This window comes from Merdibacter massiliensis, assembly GCF_900155395.1.
Lineage (GTDB): Bacteria > Bacillota_I > Bacilli_A > Erysipelotrichales > Erysipelotrichaceae > Merdibacter > Merdibacter massiliensis.
On sequence record NZ_LT699724.1, the window covers coordinates 20,334 to 41,465 of the forward strand.

Below are 21,132 nucleotides of genomic sequence, written 5' to 3' on the forward strand. Positions count from 1 at the left end.
ATTTGTTTACAAAAGAATGGATGCAGAGTGCATATGTATCTTTTGGGGATACATTGATCTTTCATCATCCGCATACAAAGCATGTTTTTATACAGCTTGAACCAGGAAAGGAAGATTGGAATGTATATGACAGTGATTGCAGATTGTTAGGCACGCTGTCTCTATCCACTTTTGAGCCAACCGACATTCGCTGTTCATTTTATTTGCAATTGGAGGAAGAAACAAAGGATCCGCTTCAGTTTTATTTATTAAGGCCTTTTACTATAGGAAGAAGCTCAAAGTGTGAATGTGTAATTGAAGATACCTATGTATCCACTCATCATTGCAAGATCGACAAAGAGAATAAAGAATGGATCATTAGGGATCTGGATAGTACCAATGGTACTTATGTGAATGGCAGGCGCATCAAAAAGCAGGATCTGCATGCTGGGGATGTAATCAACGTCTGTCAATTTATGATCATAATAGGTACAGACTTTATTGCAACAAAGGTGTCTCTTACCTTTGATCCGATTCATATAGCAGAAAGATATCATCCTATTCATGAGTGGACGTGTCCTTTTGTATGGCTGGCACCCTATGTAACAAGAGCAATGCCAACGATCCCTCTTCCTTATAAAAAACAACGGGCAGAAACAATTCCATATTTATTTCAGATTGGACCCGGCATTACAATGGCTGCTTGTTCATTGCTTGCCATGCAGGCGAGTACTGGGAATATTTGGTTGCAGATTGGTATTTTGGTCAGCATGGTATTTTGGCCTTTGAGTAGTGCATCTTATCAGCAATGCAAACGTTTGTTTGAACGAAAACGAATTAGAAAAAAATATGGGGAAGCATTGATCTCCTATAATGAAAAGAAAAAGGATCAGCTAGATGAACAAAGTCGATTGCAACAGCTGTGGAAACGATATCTGGTCGAAGAACATGTAAGGGTATATTGTGAAGAACGCTTTCTGTATTTGGGAGATCAGTATAAGGAGAGTGAAGAAAATCATCTTGCCGATGAAGAATGGGATCCCGTATGCCGCCGGATGTATGAGGATTGCCAAAAAAAGGAAACGAATACGATCATTCAGCCTGTATTGATAAAAGCAGATCGATTGATCTGGGTCGTAGGGAAAGAGAGCATAGCCTATGGGCTTTATTTGTTGATGCAGTTGATCAAACAAATTGACAATAACTATCAGATCAGCCTGATAGGTTTTGAAAGCCGTATTGCATTTGGAAGATTGCGCTTTTTGAAAGCATTTCAACCGATCGACGATCTGTTTGCACGACAAGGGGATGAGACTGAATTGATCCTTTGTGATGCCGCCAGCTTTGATTCTCTTTTGCTGAAAAAAGAAAACAGGATCTGTATTGTGGTTACGGATAAAAAAGTACAGATGAATCAAAATGGTATCGTGATCGATCTTGAGGAAAGTAGATACTGGAGGCATACATGGCACTCTTTTTCTCCTTACTTGTTCTCTATCGAAAAATGGAATGATTTTTGCGTTTTTCTCGAAATGACCGTATTTCAAAGAAAGAGTCTTCCTGGTGATTTTTTATCGCTGTTTTCTTGTTGCGATATTCATCATATGCCAATTGAACAGTATTGGAAAAAGGAAAAGGAACATTCATTGGCTGCATGGATCGGATGGGATTTTCGTGGAAATCCCATCATGCTGGATGCACATGAAAAAGCAGATGGACCACATGGAATCATTGCAGGAACCACAGGTTCAGGGAAAAGTGAATTCTTATTGACATATATTCTTTCATTGTCATGTTTGTATTCTCCAAATCAGGTTAATTTCTTTTTGATTGATTATAAAGGAGGGGCGATGGCTAAGGTTTTGGAGGAGCTTCCTCATATCAGCGGGGTCATGACCAATCTGGAAGAAGCTTCATTACAAAGAGTGCGGCAATCTTTGTTAAGAGAGTTAATTGTCAGGCAGTCGTTATTTCAAAAAATCATGAAATTGCAGGATCTTTCGAACCTGAGCCTAGAACAATACAATCATTATCGAACAAAGCAGGATCCATCTTTGCCACACTTATTTCTGATCGTTGATGAGTTTGCACAGCTTCGCCAGGATCATCATGAATTTTTGGATGATTTGCAACGTATCGCTCGTATAGGGAGAAGTCTGGGCATTCATTTGCTTCTCTGCACACAAAAACCAGGAGGCATCATTGATGATCAAATTTGGAGCAATGCGCGTTTTCATATTTGTTTTCGTGTACAGGATGCTTTTGATAGTCAAGATATGTTACATCGAAAAGATGCGATCCATTTAAAAGAACCGGGTGAATTTTTGATGCAGATTGGAAATGAATCACGTCTATTACATGGCATCAGTGCTTATGCGAATGCTGATTATTGTCCCGCGCGTTGTTATCGTGAAAATCAGGTTCATCAATTAGGTATTTATGATTCATTGGGAAAAGAACTGTTTCGTCATGCTTGGAGAAGCTGGCAGTCTTCTCAGAAACAACTCAGCATCATCTGTCATTATTTGAACCATATGGCATATGGGAAATATGAAATTCGCAGGATTTGTCTGGAAAATCTGGAAACATATCGTCAACATATGAAAAAGCAAATGATGAGGCAAATCGGCTGGATCGATCAGCCCCAACAGCAACGAATCATCCCTTTTATCATTGAAAAAAAGACTTATGTTGTCCTTTCGCCTTCTTTGCAAAAAACAAAGCAGTTTTATGAAAATTGTATAGGGTCATTGTTGGATGACAACCAAAATGAACACTACCGAATTTCGGATAGCAGTGATTCTTTTTCACTTCAAAAAGATAGAGAAAGAAGTATCTTATTGTTTCATTTGGAAAGAGAGGTACAACATAGTTATATTTGGATCGATTCCTTAATGCTGTTTCAACCGCTGCCCGATGTATTAAAACGTTTTGTGAAACTGGCTGAGCGGCACACGATCTTTTTCTCCGTGCAGCAGCTGGAGTATAGCTTGCTTTCACTATTGCCGGCATCGTTTGTCAAGATGAGCATTGCAAGCAAGGACAAAACGCTTTTGAGTGAGTGGTTTCATCAGGGAAATTTACCTGTTTCAAATCATGAAGATTGTGGAATCGTTTTTCAAGAAGAAGCTTATAGCTATATTTGTCTAAAAACAAGAGACAAGAAGATCTATCAAAAACCACATTCTTTTTTTGCTAGTGCGGGATGGAGCAGTATTGGAGAAAATGAGGAGGGAGAATTGTTTTTTTGGCAGCCGCGAGGTTTGATGATCCTTTTATATGGTGATCCTGCACAAGAAGAAAAGATTCGTTCCTATCTTGTTGCCTGGGATGCTGCAAGAAAGTATAAAGAGACTTACTCGCTTTTCTTAGGGTGGGGAGGAGAAGAAAATACTAGACGATTTGTTGCGCAACATCGATATGATGCAACCTTATGCTGGATCGGTTGTGGTATGGAAGAATTTGGTTATCAATACGGGTTTCGAACAGCAAGTTGCAAAAATAATGAGATGATCGTCCGCTTAAATGGAACAGAACAACGAATCGTTCTTTGGGACAGAGATAAATGAAGGACACGATATTAGTAGAAGTGCATTTTCCGCAGTTTTTAAAAATTTACGATATGGAACTGGCATTATTTGCAGATACAGAGATTTTGTTAGAAATATGTTTGAACTGGATCAAGGAGCAATATGGATGTGCAGTACAAGAAGGAGAACACTTTTTCTGCAATCCGCGAACAAATGAAATAATAAAAAAAGGAAAGACCTTGAGTGAAACAGGTATTGTTCGAGGAGATATATTGATTGTTTTCTAAGAGATTGATAGAAGAAAGCAGGGGAATCTATGAAAATCAATGTAGACATGAATCAATTATTACAAAATGCTTCTTACATATCACAACAAGCGCAACGATATGCAGATATCTATCATCGTATCTACCAATTATTGGACCAGATGCAAGGTGCGTGGCAAGGAAAGGACTATACGGCTTTTGCGGCCCAGGTGCGAAATTTTCAAAAGGACTTTGATCAAATGAAACTGGTCTTGGATGAATATGCTGCATATCTTCGTGAAAGTGCATCGATTTATGCACGTTTGCAACAGGAATGTATGGTAATGGCAAATCGCTTGCGTTATTGAGGGAGGAATCAAAATGGATCATGTTCATATTCGATCGCAAGAAGTCAATGAGATGGCAGGACAGCTGCAGGTTTATAATGGACAATTGCGTACATGTTTGAATGAAGTAACGGCAAAAATGCGTCAATTGCATTTGAGCTGGGATTCACCGGCAGGATTTGCTTTACAGGAGCGTTTTCTACAATTGCTGCCTGTTTTTGAGCGCTATGAACAGGTAGTAGAACAATATGCAACTTATCTTCGTCAAACTGCGCAATCTTATCAGGATGCAGACAGCATGCTGAAACAACAGGCACAAAACGTTGTATATTAGACAAAAGGAAGGCCAAGATCTACAGTTATATGCATTATTGCTTCAATGTTACCATGCTTGTGAGCACGTGACAGATAAAAAAGAGCAGGCAGTTTTGCTTGCCTGTATAGAAGAACTGATGCAGCTTGCTTTATATAAATAATGGTGATAGATACAGCAACCTATGAATTGATTGAGAAGAAGGTCCAACAAGCAATTCGATATGTGGAAGGCATCGCATATATTGGATCGATAAAAAATCAATTCATGCAAAAGTTACTGGGATTATCCTTTTACTGTGGGTATCGGATTCAAGCTGTGCAAGAAGCTGAGCAAGTGTTACAACGAAAACAAGAACAAATGACAGTTTCTTCCTTTACCCACCATTTCAACCATTACGTAATTAAACCAGGATCTGGATCAGTGAAAGATGCGGGATTTTTCAAGATGGGGGCAGGTGCTGCCTGTCGCTTCAACACTTTTCAAACAGTGATATCAAAAAGTGTTTCTATCATCAAAACAACTTTAGAAACAAACATCTTATCAGGTGTTTTAAAAGCAGAGGTACAGGCTTCATTATTTGATGAAGAAGGCGCCATAGCACCGCAATTGATTGGATATGTTGGTTTACAGGCGTATTTGGCACAGGCATCTCTTGCATTACAAAGCGATATTCCATTTGTCAAAGCGTCAACAAAGTTGACTGGTTCAATAGGGACGGTTTATGCACAGGCAGAAGCGGTTTTGTCAAAAGCGGAACAGACCCTTTCATTGAAGGCAGGAGCTGCTGCATTAACTGGAGAGGCACAATGTGCTTTTGAATTATTTGGCGCGAAAGTTACTTTGACTGGAAGTCTGTCCTTAGGAAGTGCGGAGGCGGAACTGACATATTCACATAAGAATAAAGAATGGGAATTTGGAAGCAAATTGGGATTTATTGCAGGTCTCGGTTTTCGTATAAAAGTAGAGTATTAAGGAGCAAGTTATCAAAGAGTATTTGCCGTTGGGCAGCGTAGTTACATTAAAACAAGGAGATAAGAAATTAATGATCTGCGGCAGGGTGCAGCGCGAAGTACATAGTAAAAGAATCTATGATTATTGCGCATGTCTGTATCCCGAAGGAATGATCGACTCCAAGTCGGTATATTTATTTAATCAAGAAGATATCGATCAAATATTTTATATCGGTTTACAGGATGTGGAGGAATTTCGCTTTCGTCATCATATGGAAGAAGAACTTAAGAAGCTGCAGATGCAATAGCGCAAAAAAAACTGTTTCAATTTTAGAAACAGTTTTTTAATACTGGGTACGCATATAAGAGGATTCTTCGATACGCACATCCTCCAATTCAGGAAGTTCTTCTAATAATAAATCACGGATACCGCCGTAAAATGTATCGTCAATTGCCATACAACCAACGCAGGCACCATGAAAACGTACATAAGCAATATTTCCGTCTAAATGATCCAGACTGACATCACCGCCATCTCGCTGGATATACGGACGAATCTTATCGAGTACTTTTTCTACTTTTTTTTCGTTCATATTAACCTCCTCAAACTGTCATCAAAGGTGCTAATAAAAAAGCCACTAATAAACCTAAGATGATTCCGCCGATCGCTTCTACAAATTTATGTCCAAGTACGTCTTTGATCTTTTCATGATAAATTGGATCAGAGAAATTTACTTTTTGCATTTCTTCGATATCGCTGATCAATTGTTTTGTTAACTGTATATTTTTTCCAGCATAATAGCGCACATTGACAGCATCGTAGATCACGATGAGGGCAATAATGCAGGTAATTGCAAATAAAGCAGAGTCAAAACCTTCCTGTAATCCGATTGCAGTTGCTAAAGCAATTACAGTAGAACTATGAGAACTCGGAAATCCTCCGCAGGAAATGACCTGATGCAGATCCCAGCGATTACTGCGGAAATAAAAAATAAACAGTTTTAACACCTGGGCTGCCACATTTGCTAATAATGCTGCGATCAGCGGGTAGAATGACGGGGAAATAACCATACTATCACCTCGTTATCTTTTTTTGGATTACATTTTTCATTATACCACAAATATTTAAAAAGATGTGCTATAATATGTCACGAGGTGAGCAGATGCGCTATTCGATTGGAGATATTGTAGAGGGAGTTGTAACAGGAATCATGCCTTATGGAGCTTTTGTTTCGTTGGACAGCTCTCATAATGGACTCATTCATATTTCAGAGATAAGTGAGCGCTATGTGCGGGATGTACATACATTTGTCAGCGTAAATGAACGAGTTCGCGTAAAGATATTGGATATAGATGAAGACGGCATCCATTTTCGTTTGTCATTGAAAGCCGTAAATGCTCCAAAAAAGCGCTATCCCCGTTATCGGCATCCGAGCGCACCATATCCAGATCAGAAAATAGGATTTCGCTCGCTTGCTGAGAAGATCGATGATTGGATCGAAGAAGCATATAACAGGAGGAACAGTTATGATTAATCTCGAAACAAAACATGCGTTCTTAAAAGAAAACGTGAAAGACTATCAAGAAACAGTTGATCGTCTGCATCAGCAATTGATGAACAAAGAGTGCAAAGGGAATGATTATGTAGGTTGGGTTGAATGGCCAAATACATATGATAAAGAAGAATTTACCCGTATTAAGGCAACTGCTGCAAAGATGCGCGATATGTGCGATGTTTTCCTTGTTTGCGGAATCGGTGGTTCTTATTTAGGAGCACGAGCAGCTATTGAGATGATCAATGGCCTTTATGCGAATAAAAAACCGGAAATCATTTTTATTGGAAATACATTCTCAAGCACATACATTGCACAGGTACTGGACTACATCAAAGACAAAGAAGTCTGTGTCAATGTAATTTCCAAATCAGGAACGACAACGGAAACATCTTTGGCATTCCGTTTGTTAAAACAATTCATGGAAGAAAAATATAAAGATGAAGCAAAAAACCGTATCGTAGCAACTACTGACAAGGCACGCGGCGTGTTAAAAGACGTAGCGGATAAAGAAGGCTATGAAACATTTGTTATCCCAGATGATATTGGCGGACGTTATTCTGTCATTACGCCTGTTGGATTGTTGCCAATTGCAGTTGCGGGAATCGATATCGATGCTATCATGAGTGGTTTGAAAAAAGCATACGATGATCTTGCTACAAGCGATCTGGACAAAAATACGGCTTATCAGTATGCTGTTTGCCGTCGTATCTTGCAAAATCAGGGATATGATGTGGAAATGCTGGTCAGCTATGAAATGCAAATGGGCATGTTGGCTGAATGGTGGAAACAGCTGTTTGGAGAAAGCGAAGGAAAAGAAGAAAAAGGAATTTTACCTGATTCAGCTATTTTCTCAACAGATCTTCATTCATTAGGACAATTTGTTCAAGAAGGAAAGAAAGTTTTATTTGAGACAATCTTGATGGTCAATAAGCCAACTTTGGATATTACTTTCCCATCGGATAAAGAAGATTTGGATCATATGAATTATTTAAGCGGAAAATCGGTTGACTGGGTCAACAAGATGGCAGCACAGGGAACCTTAGAAGCGCATGTAAATACAGGCGGAGTACCTAATCTAGTGCTGACGATGGAAGATATGAGTGCAGAAAGCTTTGGTTATATGTGCTATTTCTTCTTCCGTGCATGTGCAATGTCAGTATTGATGTTAGATGTAAATCCATTCAATCAGCCAGGTGTAGAAGTATATAAGAAAAATATGTTCCGTTTATTAGGGAAAAAATAATACAAACAGAGAGGCTGTAACGAATAAGGAATAGCCAAAAATAAAAAATGCATCTAATCTCGAAAGAGAAAGGATGCATTTTTTGGTATAATTTAGCTATGAAAAACATCGAAGTGTTAGAGCTAAATCATTCCTATTTGAGCAATAGGAATTATACCGCATTTCAGATGATTTTACCACTGGATTGTGAAAAAAAGATCGATTCTTCTGATCCGGTGTACAGTTTTCTTGAAGTGATGGAAGGAGTCAACTGGAACAAATATCTTGATCACCCTGCTCACAGAGGGCGTGAAGAATATAATCCCTTCAAGATGATCAAAGTCATCCTGTTTGCGTTCATGAATCATATTTATAGTCTAAGAGATATTGAAAAAAGCTGTAGAACGGACATCCGTTTCATGTTCTTGATGCAGGAGGAAACGCCAAGTCACATGGCATTTCATCGTTTCATCCAAAAGTATTTAAAATATGACATCCAATTCATTTTTAGAGATATATTTGAATCAATTGAGATATTAGATCCGTCAATTGATCATGATACGGTTTATATTGATGGAACCAAGCTTGAGGCCAATGCCAACAAGTTTACTTTCATCTGGAAAAAGACCGCAATCAAAACAAGAGATAAAATATTCACTCGATTAAACGAATGGGTCAAGAAACTGGGTGATCGTATTGAAGCATCTCAAAAAGAGGAGTGGACAATAAAAGACATAGAGAATATGGCTAACCAAATTTTTCATATCGTTGAACAAGAGGGAATCACTTTCATTTATGGAAAAGGTAAGCGAAAAAGCCAGATTCAGCGTTATTATGATGAATTGATGAAATACAAAGAAACACTGCAAAACTGTTTGGAAAGAATTGAACTATGCGGACCTGACAGAAACAGCTGTTCGAAAACAGACCACGATGCAACGATGATGCACATGAAAGAGGACCATTACATGAAGACAGGAATCTTCAAGGCAGGATACAATGCACAGATAGCAGTAAGCAGCGAATATATCCAATTGGCTTGTATCTATCAGGATAGAACCGATCAAAAGACATTTATCAAATTTCTTGAAACATTCAGAGCACTTTATAACAGGATGCCTAAAACAGTAGTAGCGGATGCAGGATATGGATCCTATGATAATTATTTCTTCTGTTTAGAAAATGATATGGAAGCCTATATCAAATATATGATGTATTCAAAAGAAAAAGAAACGAGCTACAAGAAAAAAACATTCATCAAATCAAACTGGAACAGAAATGGAAATGGAAGATATATCTGCCCGGCAGGACATGAATTTGGCTGTATCAATGAAACGGTTGATAAGAGAAGCAAATATTATCGAATCAATCAAACGCACAGTTGTGGCAAATGCACGGATTGCCCACTCAAATCTCAATGTACGAAAGCCAAGGGAGATCGAACGATAAGCGTGAATCCGATACTTGAGGAGTTTGAAAGAACAGCGAGAAAAAAACTAAATAGCGAAGAAGGAATCCATCATCGAGTGCAAAGATCCATACAAAGCGAAGGAGCATTTGGAGTGATAAAAGAAGATTATGCTTATGACAGATTACATAGGAGAAGCATCAAAAATGTAGAAATGGAGTTCCTGTTGGTGTGCGTAGGCTTTAATCTGATGAAATATCATAACAAAAAAACAAGAAAAAAAGCACAAGCATAAATAATGTTGATGGGTTTTCCACAATAGGTGTTTTCATAATGCCAAAAAACAGGGATAATTGGGAGAATTGAAACAATTTCAAAGTAAAGAAAAGAAAAAAGAGGTCGTAACCTCAATAGACAGATTCGTTTAATTAAAATCTTCTATTTCGTTACAGCCTCTTTTTTTTATGAATATGAAAAAAAAGGCTATCAAAATGGATGTCTCTACATATACTGAAGTGTGCAATAGGCGAATATGCCGGGGACAAGGAGGATCTGTATGCAGAGATATCGAAAAATACAAGGACCTGCTTTTTTGCAGACATGTACTGCATCCATGATAGCCGGATTTCGGCTGATCGTTCATAAAGATGATAGTTTTCCTATGGAAAATGAAGATGAGATACAAGTTTTGATCAGCCAGGCGAACGGTGGTATGATCATACAGAAATTATCATTTGTGGATGATACGGCAGAAATCAAGGTACAGCATTTACCGCTTGACTGGTATACACTATCTTTGGTCAATGGAACACAGCATGTTATCAAAGAAGATGATCGTTGCTGTATTCATACAATCATAGACGGAGAGAATGTAGATGGAAACCAAATTCGATTTCAATTAACAGAAGAAACACCAGTCAAGGAACTTACCATGCAGCTGTTTAGAGATGTTTGTCAACTTCATATTCATGTATTGGAAGAAGGAACTTCTGGACAGCATTTGCCAAAAGGGGATCGTATCTATCAGTATGAATTTGTTTCGAACAAGAGCCGCCAATGGGTAGAACTCAATGCTTACAATCACTATGAAACGGTATTGAAACTGCCGAAAGGCGAGTATTCTCTCATTGCTCATGACAATACGCAGGCATATTTAGATGATACAAGGATGGAGACTGCTTTAGCGTTAGAAAAAGAAGAGCATTCCCTTATGCTCTTAGAACAGACACAAGAAAAAGCAGCATTGCAAATAAAAGTATTTGTGATGGATGAACAATGTGTGTTGACAACACCTAAAGATTGTTATTTTCAAGTAGAAATTGCGGGAAATGATGATGTACAGACAGTAAATTTGAATGAAATGAATGATTTTGCCATTGTTTTATATGATTTGACACCGGGCATGTACACTATCAAAGCGCATGATGCCAATGGCTACACGATCTTGTATGAAGTTGATGGAGAAGCAAACTTGAGCGGAGACGTTGCGATACAAGATGAATGTGTGCAGGTAGATATTCTCTATCAAAAGAATTCTACATTTTTTCGGCCATCTTTTCGTATTCGCAAACGGATCAAAACGGAGGGCGGCACTCTGACTATGCCAAAAGAAGCTGACTGCTTTGTAGTAAATGTTGCCGGATGTGGAACAGCTTATTCCTTTTATCTGACGAAAGAGAATCATTTTTGTGCAGAGCTGGCAGATTTATGCCCTGGCTGTTATCAGATCAAGGAATTAGATGCAAAAGAGTATACCAGCACGATCCAATTTAGCGATGGAACGCCTGTATTAGACGGCTGTATCGAAATCGGGCCTTGCAAAGGGGCAGATATCCTGTTGGTCAATGAGACAAAACGGAATGGGAAATTGCAGATCTGCAAATATGAAGAAGATGAAAATGGCAATTTGACGCGTCCAAGTAATCATGCTTGTTTTGCAATTCGTCTGCATTCCTTTGCCTATCAAGAAATACTGATGTTAAAAGAAGAAAATGCCTATTGTGTCTTGTTACAGGATCTGGCGAAAGGATGCTATGATATTCGTGAAGTAGAGGGAGAACATGTATTATATAGCGTGGATCAAGGGGAATGGAGCCATCATGCAAGAGTTGTGATTGATGATGGAAGACTGCATGAGATACGCATATTAAATCTAAAAGAAGAAGATTGTGGTAGCATACGTATTGAAAAATGGATTGAAAATGAGCATGGCCATTGGATGCATCCATCGTGTATGGAGCGTTATACGGTCTGTATCACAGGTGAAAAGACCCGACAAGAAGTGGTGTTAAATGTTGAAAATCAATGGTGTGTGTATGTAGAAGGATTAGCTTACGGTATCTATCGAATAGAAGAACTGTATGGAGGAAATGAACGTTATCTTATTAATGGGGTCTTTAGCGAAGATGCGTTGGTTCAGGTGCAAAAGGATTTGCAAGAAGTGAAGATCATCAACCCGCTCTTATCCGCTACAACGCTTCATTTCTCTATTTGTATCGTCGATTGTCAGCATCAGCTTGTAACTCCAGATGCTTCATTTGAAGCAATCGTCATAATAGAAGGGGATCACTGCTACAAAGAAATTTCGTTGAATGAAAGCAATCGCTGGCAGGCAATCCTTGCTGGTTTGCAGGGAGATTATGTGCGAATCATCCAAAAAGATACAATGGGATATCATGTGCTTTATCAGGTGGATGACCAGATATGTGCCGGTGCAATGGTTGTTCTGGATGGAAAGAACCATTCTATCCGCTTGATCGATCAGTTTCATTGTCATGATGGTATATTGTCTGTCGAAAAGAAATGTGTAGATGAACAAGGATGCTTGCATATTCCTCCACAGGATGCAAGCTATTCGATGCAGTTGTGCGGATGCGGGATAGAAGTACCATTTGAATTAAATGCGGATAATGGATTTACTGTTGTATTTGATGATCTGCAAAAAGGAGAATACACGCTTTGTGAGATAGGGGAAGAACCATGCTGCTGGAAAGTAAACGGAGAAGTAGTAGAAAATGGTACGATTTATCTGGATGCGTGCGATATGCACTTGGAAGTAATAGATGCGTTTCCAGTGATGCCTTGTTTGCATATAATGTATCAAAATGAAGAATTGTGTTGTGATCAGCTTTCCTTTGCATTGATCGGAAATGACATGCATAGCATGTATACTTTGGCGAATGATGGACAAGAATTATTGATAGAAGGTATTTTACCAGGGACTTATGAGATTCGTCTCCAAGGGGGGCAGCGCATCTTATTTGAAATCAACGGCTGTGTTTATGAACAAGGAAAGTTTGCTGTTGAACAGGAAGATGTTTATGTCGTATTGATCAAAGAACATTGTGATAATACGTTGGTCTTACACAAGTTTATCGAAAATAGGCAAGGAGCTTATGAATTAGAGACGGCAGGAATAAGTTACATTCGTGTGCAAAGTGTTCTTGGCGAGCAAGAGGTGGTTTTAAATGCAGCTAATCAATTCACATATACGCTGTATGATCTCCCTTTTGGCATGATTTGCATACAGGATGAACAAGATCCTTACGCGCAAATCAAAGTCAATGGAAAATTTGCTGAAAATGGTTGTTTTCAGATACAAAACGGCAGTTATGAAGCAGTGATCATCGAGAAAGCAGCAGGGGGCATACTCGAAATTAACGGCTGCTGTCAAAAGGAAGATACATTCTATGAATGTACAAATCAGAGTCTTCATCTGCAATTGATTAGTCAAAAAGAACAAACGGCAATTTGTTTAGATGCGGAAAATGAATGGCATCAACAATTGCGATGTTTGCCGGCAGGTGAATATACGCTGCGTTCTCTTGATCAGACGGTTTGTTTTTATTTAAACGAGATGCAAAGTTACAATGCGATCACTTTTAAAGTGGAATGCTCTCTGGTGAAAATACAGGCAGTGTTGCAGGAACAGGATACACGTCCTTTGCTTACAATGAATATACAGATAAAGAACGCTCAAGGTTCGAATATAGAAATTGCTGATGATGCGCTTTTTACTGTGCGTATGATTGGCAAACAGTTCTATGAAATGTTAGCTTTTTGCAAAGAAAATCAGTTCCAGATACAGCAAAGGGTAACGAAAGGAACATATGAGTTCTTTGTAAATAACAATGCATATGCTTTATATGACCATACTTTGGTGAATGGACAACAAAGAGCAATTGCACAGTATGAGATCACACAAGATTGTAAGATCACATTTGTATTTAAAGAAAGAGTGAAGCAAACAGGTACTTTGTATATACAAGGATACCGCCAAGATCTAGATTGTGACTGTTTGAAACCTCCCTTTGATTCCACTGTGTTATCGATGGTATTGCAGGGCGAACAGTCCATGCATTCCATACAATTAGAGAAAGAGAATGCTTGGAGAGAGAAAATAACGGGATTAGAAAAGGGAAGATATGAACTATTAGGTGAAAGTACAGGAAATTATTGTTATTTAGTGGATGGAAAGGAAGAAACAAAAGCTGTTGTTAATGTGGATCAGGATATGCACAATATCAAGATCATTGAAAAAACAGAGGATCTATCAAAAGGCATGTTGCTTATTGAAGCTTGGAAATGGGATGGAAAGAGAAAAGAAAAACCGGATACTTCCTTTAGCGTCTGGGTCAATGTGGCACATGATGAACAGCAATGGGATCTATTATTGAACGAGGGAAATCAATGGCTGGGGATGATCGATCATTTACAGCAAGGAAGCTACCAATTAAAGACAGCAGGAAATCAGAGTGCTGTTTACCAAATAGGGGAACAAACGATTTCAAATGGTGAAATAGCATTGGAATCTGCAGAAGTACATGTCAATATTTTGTTTGATGATAATAGAGCGAAAGGCAGCGTACGACTGCAAGCAAAAGTTGATGATTTAAATGGAAATGATGGGGGAACATGGTTCTTTCTGATCACGCGGCCAGGTTTTGAAAAACAAGTATGTTTGGATGCAGGAAACGGATATGAAACAACAATAACAGGTCTCGAAGATGGACAGTATGTGGTTACACAGTATCAAGATCAAAATGTGACTTATCGTGTGGATGGAAAAAGTGAGACACAGCATGCTGCGTTCACTGTAGATGGTGATGCACATGCGGTTGTAGCAATCTTGCCATTGTTAAAGACAGGCACCTCTACATTGCTTGTAAAGGGTGAAGAAATAGAACAGCCGTTGGAATTGATCTTGCAAAAAGCGGGTATGGAAAAAACAATTCTGCTGGACCCTGCTAATCAGTTTCAACAAGAAATAGAGCAGATCGATTCCGGGCGATATAGTCTTTTTGCAAAAGAAGGTCAGTATCTTTATGCATTAGATGGGCAATCGAAACGTTCCTACTGTACAATCGTGTTTGCAAAGGATGCTCATTGTGTCATTGTTTCGCCAGCTAAAGAAGATTGGCAAATTCCAAGTTTTATCACAAAAGAGGAACAAGAAGAACAAAAGGGAGGCATCCAGTTTCGGCTTTGGTCAAAAGATGAAAGAGGATATCTGTGTCATCCAGAAAATATAGATGAAATGGTGCTGACAGTGGGAAATCAAAAAGTCACTTTATCGAAAGAAAATGATTATCAAGCAGCGATATCACAATTACAGTATGGATGTTATGCTATCTCTGCTACGAAAGAGTGCATCTTTCAAATTGATGGCGGCAGTGAACAAAAAGAATGCAAGATCAATATCCAAAGCTCAACGATGCATCAGATCAATGTGATTCTTGTAGACTCATTGAATAAAAGATCGACGACACGATTGGTCTTATAAAGCGTTTGCCGGCAGAGAATATTTCTCTGCCTTTTTTTTCGCAAGGAAGATTTCACAGTCTTTCCCCAGTTTATGTGCTTTGTAAAATAAACGGGAAATAGACAAAGGAAATTTGCAAAAAAAACTTTAAAAAACAAACATTTCGTTCTATAATGATTAAGTAAAGTTTACGCAAGGAGGAAAATTTCAAATGGCAAAGACATTTATGTCAATGGATGGTAATACTGCCACTGCGCATAATGCGTATGCGTTTACCGAGCTAAGCGCTATTTACCCAATCACTCCTTCCTCTCCAATGGCAGAGGTTGTTGATGTATGGGCAAATCAAGGGCGCAAGAACATCTTCGGCAGCGTTGTAAAAGTTGCTGAATTACAGTCCGAAGGTGGAGCAGCTGGTGCTGTTCACGGTGCATTGCAGGCTGGTGCATTAGCTACAACTTTCACTGCATCTCAGGGTCTGTTGTTGATGATTCCAAACATTTATAAGATGGTTGGTGAGTGCTTACCAGGTGTATTGCACGTATCTGCTCGTGCAATCGCATCACGTTCACTGAATATTTTTGGTGACCATCAGGATATTTACGCTTGCCGTCAGACTGGTGTATGTATGTTAGCTTCTCATTCAGTACAGGAAGCAATGGATCTTGCTGGTGTTGCACACTTGGCTGCAATTAAAGCAAGTGTTCCTTTCATTCATTTCTTTGATGGTTTCCGTACATCTCATGAGATTCAAAAAGTAGAAGTTTTCGATACAGAATTATATAAAGACCTGATCGATTACGATGCATTGGAAGCATTCCGTAAACGTGCGTTGAATCCGCACACAAATCCAGTAACTCGTGGTGGTGCTGAAAACGACGATATTTACTTCCAAGGTATGGAAGCTCGTAATGAACACTATGCAAAAGTTCCTGCAATCGTTGCAGACTACATGGAAAAGATTTCTGAGATCACAGGTCGTCATTATGCTCCATTTACTTATTATGGTGCTCCTGATGCTGAACGCATCATCATTGCAATGGGTTCTATTACAGAAACGGCTCATGAAACAATTGATGCTTTGATGGCACAGGGTGAAAAAGTTGGTATGATCAAAGTTCATTTGTATCGTCCGTTCGCACCAGAATATATGTTCAAAGTGATGCCTGCTACAGTTAAGAAAATTGCTGTATTGGATCGTACAAAAGAATCCGGTGCAATGGGTGAACCTCTGTACCTGGATGTTGTTGCAGCACTGAAAGATCGTAAAGATATCGAAATTATCGGCGGTCGTTATGGTTTAGGTTCTAAAGATACACAACCTTGCCATGTGAAAGCTGTATTTGATCACTTGAAAGAAGATAAGATGATCCATGGCTTCACGATCGGTATTGAAGATGATCTGACACACTTGAGCTTGCCTGCAGATGAAAGCTTCCAGATCAATGGTGATTATACATCATGCTTGTTCTGGGGTCTTGGATCAGATGGTACAGTTTCAGCAAATAAATCAACTGTAAAGATCATTGGTGATAACACTGATCAATATGCACAGGCATATTTTGCATATGATTCTAAGAAAGCCGGAGGTGTTACACGTTCTCACTTACGTTTCGGCAACTCTCCAATTCGCTCTACTTATTATATTAACAATGCAGATTTTATCTCTTGTTCATTGGATGCCTACATGTTCAAATATGACATGGTACGCAACTTGAAAGATGGAGGTACATTCCTGTTGAATACAACGTTCTCAAAAGATGAGATCGTTCATCACATGCCAAACCGCATGAAAGCACAGTTGGCTAAGAAACATGCAAAACTGTATATCATCAATGCAACAAAGATTGCACAAGAAATCGGTATGGGACGTCGTACAAATACGATCCTGCAGTCTGCGTTCTTCGCATTGAATGAGCAGATCATGCCATTGGAAACTTCTTTGGAATTGATGAAAGCATTTGCTAAGAAGTCCTATGGTAAAAAAGGTGATGCAATCGTACAGTTAAACTACAAGGCTATTGATGCCGGTAAAGATGGAATGGAAGAAATTCCTGTTGATCCAAGCTGGGCAGAATTGCCATACGATGCTAACCGCAAATTGACAGGTGACGAATACTTCGATAACCATGTAGCTGTTATCAACGGCTTGGAAGGTTACGATATGCCTGTGTCTGCATTTACAAAATACAACTTGCTGGATGGTTCTATCCGCAATAATGTTGCATTTGAAGAAAAACGTACAATTGCGGTTCAGGTTCCAACATGGCATCCAGAGAACTGTATCCAATGTGGTATCTGTTCTTATGTTTGTCCGCATGCTACGATTCGTCCATTCTTGTTGACTGACGAAGAAGTTGCTAATGCTCCAATGGAATTTGATACGATCCAGGCAATGGGTAAAGGTGTAGAAAACTTGAAATATCGTATTCAGGTTTCTCCAGCAAACTGTGTTGGTTGTGGATTGTGTGCTGTTGAATGTCCAGGCAAAGCTGGTAACAAAGCATTGGAAATGGTGGATATCAATGTTAAATTGGATGAAGAACCATTGGCTGATTATCTGTTCAAACACACAGAATATAAGAGCAATTACTTCTCAACGGATACGGTAAAAGGTTCTCAGTTCCTGATGCCTTACTTTGAAGTATCAGGTTCTTGCCCAGGTTGCGGTGAAACTCCATACTATAAATTAGTATCACAATTATTCGGTCGCGACATGTTAGTAGCTAACGCTACAGGATGCTCAATGATCTACTGTTCTTCTACTCCTTCTACACCATTTGTAAATGATAAGAATGGAGAAGGTGTTGCTTGGGCTAACTCATTGTTCGAAGACAATGCTGAATTCGGCTATGGTATGGCTCTTGCTCAAAATTATAAAGAAGCACATATCTTAAAAGTAATGGAAGACAACATGGAAAATGTTGAACCTGCTTTGAAAGAAGCATTCACAAAATATATCGAAGTACATGGCAATCGTGATGCAGAACGTGAAGTTGCTCCAACGATCAAAGAATTAGCTGCTAAATCAGACATTGCTGAAGTAAAAGAATTAGCTAACTTAGATTTGATCAGCAAATCAATCTGGATCGTCGGCGGTGACGGATGGGCTTATGATATCGGATATGGAGGATTGGATCATGTATTAGCAAATGATCTGAATGTAAATGTCCTTGTATTGGATACAGAAGTTTATTCTAACACTGGTGGTCAGTCTTCTAAATCATCTCAGGCTGCAAGTATTGCTAAATTTGCTGCTGGTGGTAAGACAACTGCCAAGAAAGATCTTGGACAGATTGCAATGGCTTATGGACATGTATATGTTGCCAGCATTGCAATGGGAGCTAACAAGAACCAGACATTGAAAGCTATCAAAGAAGCAGAAGCTTACAACGGACCATCTTTGATCTTAGCTTACAGCCCTTGTGCAGAACATGGTATCAAGGGTGGATTGAGCAACCATCAAAAGACACAGGCAAAAGCTGTAGAATGTGGTTATGTTGATCTGTATCGTTACAATCCTGATCTAGAGACTCCACTTACAATTGACTCTAAAGATCCAGATTACGATAAGATGTTAGACTTCATGATGAGTGAAACTCGTTTCTCTCAATTGCCTAAATTAAAAGGTGAAACAGCATACGAGATGTTTGAAAAGACGAAGAAAGACGCTATGAAACGTCGTAATCGTTTGAAAGCACTTGCTGAAGAACACATTTAATCGATAAAAGATGAGCTGATATCGGCTCATCTTTTTTATAGTTTTATGGGAATATAGGGGAACCGAAAAATTTCATTCTTTAAAAATGACAGATGTATCGCTGCATGTTTTGCATAGTCAGCTTCAATGGGGGAAATATAAAGTGTGGGAGGATGATCGTATGCGTATGTTTTATCCAAGCATAGAAGACCATTGTCTATATGTCGATCGTGACACGACAATTAAAACGATATATGAACATCTGCATTGCAAGGATATTGATAAGATTATTGTGCAAGATAAGGATGGAAAAGATATTGGATATGTTCCTTTGTGTCATCTGTTACGGCTATTAACAAGAGATATCAAGTTTTGTGATCATCTGATTGAACAATTTGAATGGAAAGAGATACAAAAAGCAATGCAAGGGGAGGTGGTTGCTTCGCCTTTGCATGTATCTTTGATCAAACATTTTATTTGTCTTCCTGATAAGCAAGCATTTGATTTTCATCATGCATTGGTAATCATAGAAAATAATAAAGAAAGACTTTCCTCTATATTAGAAAGCGAAGCAAGCTGTATCGTTCTGGCTCATTGTGACTTTGTGAGCCAATCTTTGATCAACAAGGCAAAAGAAGAAAAAATATTGCTTTTAAAAACGCCGTTGTCTGCAATAACGGCTGCGAATGCTCTTTGGATGCAGATGCCAGTCGGCAAGATGATGGAACGTTTTCACTTGCATGGGTAAAGATTTGTCTTTATAATAGGGGGAGTGAAAAAGGAGGACCTTATGCTTTCATTGCCTCATATAGGGAAACGAATCATAAAATCAGCAATTGCGGTTTTTTTATGTCTATTGGTCAATGAGTTTCGGCAAGGGCAGGGTGTTGTGTTTTATTCATGCATTGCTGCCGTTTTATGTATGCAGAAAGATACCGCTTCTACGATCAAAACAGGCCGTAATCGAGTGATCGGAACTTTTAACGGTGGCTTCTTTGGACTAATTGGTTTATTGATCGAACAGGCAGCAGGAATCGATCACTGGCTTTTTCATGCTGTTTTGATTTCTGTATTGATCATTCCAATCATTTATACGACAGTATTGTTGAAACAAACCAGTGCGTCTTATATATCATGCGTCGTCTTTATGAGCATCACTATTTCTCATATTCATGATGCAAATCCTTATCTATTCGCATGTAATCGGATTTTAGATACTTTAATTGGTATTGCAATCGCTTATCTGGTCAATCGTTTGCATCTTCCGATGATACGCAGCCATCATCGGTTTTATTTATGTGACTTAACTGTTTTTGATTTAGACCATCGGCATCAGGAAAGAATCACTTTTCGCCGTCTCCAGGAACAAGGTGTGCAATTTGCTTTGCATACACCATATCCTTTAGCCTGCTATTCCAGTCTGCTCGATCTATTTGATACTAAACAAATCATATTGTTTTATGGCGGTTTATTATATGATAAAAAGAACGATCATTACAGGACAACGGCTGTATTGCCAGATACTGTAACAGACCAGCTGTTGAAAATGTTGGATGAACAGCAGGTAACAGTTTTTGCTTATCGTGTGTTAGAGGATATTCTGCATGTTTATGTCCGTGGAGAATTGCAAGATGCGCAGAGTTGTCACTTATGGAAAGCTTTACGTAAGACGCCTGGTCATGCATGTGTCATGGACGTATCGGCAAAGGTGAAGGAAGTCAGTGCAATGACTGCATATGTTCCTGTCGAACAAATAGATATCGTAAAGCAGAGGCTGGATAGAATTGATGGGATTCAAGTATACACGATCACACAGGAACAGTATGTTTATATAGTCATTATTGAAAAATCGTGCATGTTGATGGATTCCTTCGACTATGAGGATCATCAGCAATTGTGTGTGATCACCAGACAATTGGCACAAAAACAATTGTTTGCGTCAGCAGATATAGTATATGTTTATGCAGATCCTGCAAAAGAGGTAAAACAACTGATCTCTAGTTATCCTTATCAGAAGCTGTCTTCTCTTCATCATATACGAAAGAAATTCTGGGGGACAAACGTTTAGAAGCAGTATTTTTTAGAAAGCATAAATTTCACTTAGCTTTTGGAAGGAAT

The 21,132-nt window shown here is 38.9% G+C and carries 15 protein-coding genes; 13 read left to right on the forward strand and 2 right to left on the reverse strand.

Annotated elements, in window-relative coordinates:
* Positions 1 to 2 precede the first annotated feature (2 nt).
* The 6 genes from BQ9859_RS04915 to BQ9859_RS04940 all read left to right on the forward strand — a co-directional run bounded on the left by BQ9859_RS04915 (position 3) and on the right by BQ9859_RS04940 (position 5,675).
* Positions 3 to 3,548 (forward strand): FtsK/SpoIIIE domain-containing protein, encoded by a 3,546-nt coding sequence (locus BQ9859_RS04915; protein ID WP_235846397.1) that lies wholly within the window; start codon positions 3 to 5, stop codon positions 3,546 to 3,548.
* Positions 3,545 to 3,796, forward strand: a complete 252-nt coding sequence (locus BQ9859_RS04920; protein WP_075877124.1) for a hypothetical protein — start codon at positions 3,545 to 3,547, stop codon at positions 3,794 to 3,796. Before BQ9859_RS04915 ends, BQ9859_RS04920 begins: the two co-directional genes overlap by 4 nt.
* A gap of 29 nt (positions 3,797 to 3,825) precedes the next feature.
* Positions 3,826 to 4,122 (forward strand): WXG100 family type VII secretion target, encoded by a 297-nt coding sequence (locus BQ9859_RS04925; protein ID WP_075877125.1) that lies wholly within the window; start codon positions 3,826 to 3,828, stop codon positions 4,120 to 4,122.
* Between the two features lie 13 nt (positions 4,123 to 4,135).
* Positions 4,136 to 4,435, forward strand: coding sequence for a WXG100 family type VII secretion target (locus tag BQ9859_RS04930; RefSeq protein WP_075877126.1), 300 nt, complete (start codon positions 4,136 to 4,138; stop codon positions 4,433 to 4,435).
* 141 nt (positions 4,436 to 4,576) lie between these two features.
* Positions 4,577 to 5,389 (forward strand): hypothetical protein, encoded by an 813-nt coding sequence (locus BQ9859_RS04935; RefSeq protein ID WP_075877127.1) that lies wholly within the window; start codon positions 4,577 to 4,579, stop codon positions 5,387 to 5,389.
* Positions 5,390 to 5,417: 28 nt separating this feature from the next.
* On the forward strand, positions 5,418 to 5,675 hold the full coding sequence (locus BQ9859_RS04940; protein WP_235846398.1) for a DUF4176 domain-containing protein: 258 nt from the start codon (positions 5,418 to 5,420) through the stop codon (positions 5,673 to 5,675).
* Positions 5,676 to 5,711: 36 nt separating this feature from the next.
* Here the strand turns inward: BQ9859_RS04940 and BQ9859_RS04945 are convergent, their stop codons facing one another.
* Both BQ9859_RS04945 and BQ9859_RS04950 read right to left on the reverse strand, forming a co-directional pair.
* Positions 5,712 to 5,960, reverse strand: a complete 249-nt coding sequence (locus BQ9859_RS04945) for a NifU family protein (RefSeq protein WP_075877129.1) — start codon at positions 5,958 to 5,960, stop codon at positions 5,712 to 5,714.
* 10 nt (positions 5,961 to 5,970) lie between these two features.
* The gene (locus BQ9859_RS04950; RefSeq protein WP_075877130.1) at positions 5,971 to 6,438 is read right to left on the reverse strand and encodes a divergent PAP2 family protein; all 468 of its coding nucleotides are present in this window, start codon (positions 6,436 to 6,438) and stop codon (positions 5,971 to 5,973) included.
* Between the two features lie 92 nt (positions 6,439 to 6,530).
* Between BQ9859_RS04950 and BQ9859_RS04955 the strand changes: the two genes are divergently transcribed.
* From BQ9859_RS04955 to BQ9859_RS04985, 7 genes are all read left to right on the forward strand, one after another.
* Positions 6,531 to 6,902 carry a CvfD/Ygs/GSP13 family RNA-binding post-transcriptional regulator gene (locus BQ9859_RS04955; RefSeq protein ID WP_075877131.1) on the forward strand — a complete coding sequence of 124 codons (372 nt, stop codon included), beginning with the start codon at positions 6,531 to 6,533 and terminating at the stop codon, positions 6,900 to 6,902.
* Entirely contained in the window at positions 6,895 to 8,166 is a 1,272-nt protein-coding gene (locus BQ9859_RS04960) for a glucose-6-phosphate isomerase (protein WP_075877132.1), read from the forward strand. The genes BQ9859_RS04955 and BQ9859_RS04960 overlap by 8 nt, the downstream gene beginning before the upstream one ends.
* Before the next feature lie 98 nt (positions 8,167 to 8,264).
* Positions 8,265 to 9,848: an IS1182 family transposase gene (locus tag BQ9859_RS04965; RefSeq protein WP_075877133.1), complete on the forward strand. Its 1,584-nt coding sequence runs from the start codon at positions 8,265 to 8,267 to the stop codon at positions 9,846 to 9,848.
* A 261-nt stretch (positions 9,849 to 10,109) separates the two neighbouring features.
* Positions 10,110 to 15,335 (forward strand): hypothetical protein, encoded by a 5,226-nt coding sequence (locus BQ9859_RS04970; protein WP_075877134.1) that lies wholly within the window; start codon positions 10,110 to 10,112, stop codon positions 15,333 to 15,335.
* A gap of 190 nt (positions 15,336 to 15,525) precedes the next feature.
* Complete coding sequence (gene nifJ, locus BQ9859_RS04975) at positions 15,526 to 19,035, forward strand: pyruvate:ferredoxin (flavodoxin) oxidoreductase (RefSeq protein ID WP_075877135.1); 3,510 nt, start codon at positions 15,526 to 15,528, stop codon at positions 19,033 to 19,035.
* Between the two features lie 160 nt (positions 19,036 to 19,195).
* A complete protein-coding gene (locus tag BQ9859_RS04980) occupies positions 19,196 to 19,762 on the forward strand; it encodes a hypothetical protein (RefSeq protein WP_143404377.1) in 567 nt (188 codons plus the stop codon).
* 42 nt (positions 19,763 to 19,804) lie between these two features.
* Positions 19,805 to 21,082 (forward strand): FUSC family protein, encoded by a 1,278-nt coding sequence (locus tag BQ9859_RS04985; RefSeq protein ID WP_075877137.1) that lies wholly within the window; start codon positions 19,805 to 19,807, stop codon positions 21,080 to 21,082.
* Positions 21,083 to 21,132 lie beyond the last annotated feature (50 nt).